Here is a 2,324-nt window from a genome sequence, read left to right on the forward strand (position 1 = left end):
AAACTTTGCAACAGAACCTTTTTATGTAATTTATCGAACGCTTTTAAATTAATTAGAAAAGTATTCTTCTTTTTTCATCTTATCAATATTCCCGTAAAAATGGATAGAAACCCGAGCGCTATCACTAATCATAGATGCAAATGTTAGTCGGAAGGAACTTTCATCATTCCACATACCGTAAATGAACCTGAAGTGATGAGTATGATTGAAGAAAGTAAAACGATGCTAAGAGAAAAGGTTTTCTTTACTACGTTTGAAGGATCCTTTTTAAATTTTTAGAATATTAATATTGTTTAGAATCTATGTATGTTTTATTGTAAATAATGGTATATTAGTAAATTTTTGATACAAATTCTATTCAATTTGTAAAATATGATGCTTGGAGGCGTTGTTGTGCGTAAAAAATGGAAAATCGGGCTAATGAGTACTCTTCTTGCCTGTACAACCTTTACATCTGTTGCATTTGCAGCAGAAAAACCAGTTGACCACCCCAAATGGGAGGAATGGTTAAATGGGCAGGCAAAAAAGTTAAATGAACCCACTTCCCAAACAACGGAAGATTTATCTTTTCTAAAAGAGGCTGTAAAGGACAAGCGTATTGTTGTACTTGGCGAAAGCACGCATGGTGCGAAGGAAATGAATCAATCCAAAATACGTATGATTAAGTACTTACATGAGGAACTGGGATACGATGTAATTGCGTTTGAATCAGGGTTTGCGGAAGCAGGTACGGTTCAGCAAAATTTTGACCACTTAACCGCTACGGAAGCTATGAAACAATCTTTAGAAGGTGTATGGCAAACAGAGGAAATTGAACAATTGTTTACCTATATGAAAGAACAAAAAGAAAAAGGAAAGCCACTAACATTAGCTGGTTTTGATATGAATTTGTTTTACAGATCTTCCTTCCATCCGTATGCGAAAGACTGGTTGCAAAAATTAAGTCCTGAAGTGGCGAGTGAACTAGATTCAGCAGTAACAGAGTTGATCAAACTGGATAAGTATTACTATAATCTTAAAACTGGATATCCCTATGATCTTGAAATTGGATATCCCTATGAACAATATAAAAAAGATATACAGCCCGTAATCAACAAGTTTGAAAACGTAAAAACTTTTATTCAGAATCATAAAACTGAATTAACTCAAGTTGCACCTCTTCCTACTTATGACGTGAATTTTCTTGAGAAATCAATCAATATACGTATCGATGCGATTAAAACACATCTAGATAGTTTTATGAAATTAAAAGGTGGTATCATCCCTCCTACCATTGCAGGATTTCCAGATTATATCCGAGATCAAAAAATGGCTCAAAATCTAGCATGGCTCACTGAGATGCAATATAAAAACAAAAAAATCATTGTATGGGGACATAATTATCATATTCGGAAACAAAATTCGAAAATGATATTAGACTATACAGGGTATCAAAAATACAATTTTGTATGCCCCAATATGATGGATTATCTTCCGCAGCGCATTAAAAACCAAATGTACACGATTGGCGTATTTGCGTATAGTGGAAGCAGTTGGAACAATCAAAATGATGAAATTGTTCCTGTACATACTGAACATGAAGAACAAAGTGTCGAAAAAATAATCAGCACTGTCGGAAGTCCAAATGTCTTTGTAAACTTAAAGGGAGAAAGTAACCGACCAGAAACGTCATGGATGTTTACCCCAACTGCAGCAAGTTATTGGGGAGTAAAATCGCAAGAAGAAATCATGATTCCTATCGAACAATATGATGGCATTCTGTGGTTAGAAAAGACTTCGCCATCCGTTCTTAAGTAAAAGAAAGAGCGTCCTTTACTCTGTAAAATAAACAGGTAGAAAATGATTAAACTTTTTTATAAAAAATTATGCACTAGCAACAAACAACCTAAGCATTTTAACCAAACTTTTTTTCAAAATGTTTGGGTTTCTTGTACGGAGATAATAAAGTTGTTTAATTTATAATAAAGTCATTTAAAAACAAATAAAGTTATTAGAAAAGATAGAGTAAAATTGGGTTTTTATTCCATACTTTTATTATGTTTTTGTATAATAAAAGTATCAATATTTCGATAGGAGGGGTTTTATTGGAAAATAAAAAATGTGAGAAATGTGGAAACGATAAATTTACAGAAGCTACAGATTATATGCTTGTAAAGCCAAGTAAAAGCTCATTTAAAGGTTCTAATAAGATTTACACATTTTGTTTGAATTGTGGTGAAGTTGATTCAATTCGTATAGAAAATACAACGATTTTTAAAAAGTAAGATGCTATTCTTAACGATTCGCCTTCCGTAATTAAACAAATTGGTTCTGTTGCAAAGTTT

1 protein-coding gene is annotated in these 2,324 nt (G+C 32.7%); it reads left to right on the top strand.

Going from position 1 to position 2,324, the window contains the following annotated elements; genetic code table 11:
- Nucleotides 1–393 precede the first annotated feature (393 nt).
- The gene (locus CN326_RS21480; RefSeq protein ID WP_098311011.1) at nt 394–1,797 is read left to right on the top strand and encodes an erythromycin esterase family protein; all 1,404 of its coding nucleotides are present in this window, start codon (nt 394–396) and stop codon (nt 1,795–1,797) included.
- Nucleotides 1,798–2,324: the final 527 nt, after the last annotated feature.

Origin of the sequence: Bacillus sp. AFS018417 (assembly GCF_002560985.1) — a bacterium.
Taxonomy (GTDB): domain Bacteria; phylum Bacillota; class Bacilli; order Bacillales; family Bacillaceae_G; genus Bacillus_A; species Bacillus_A rhizoplanae.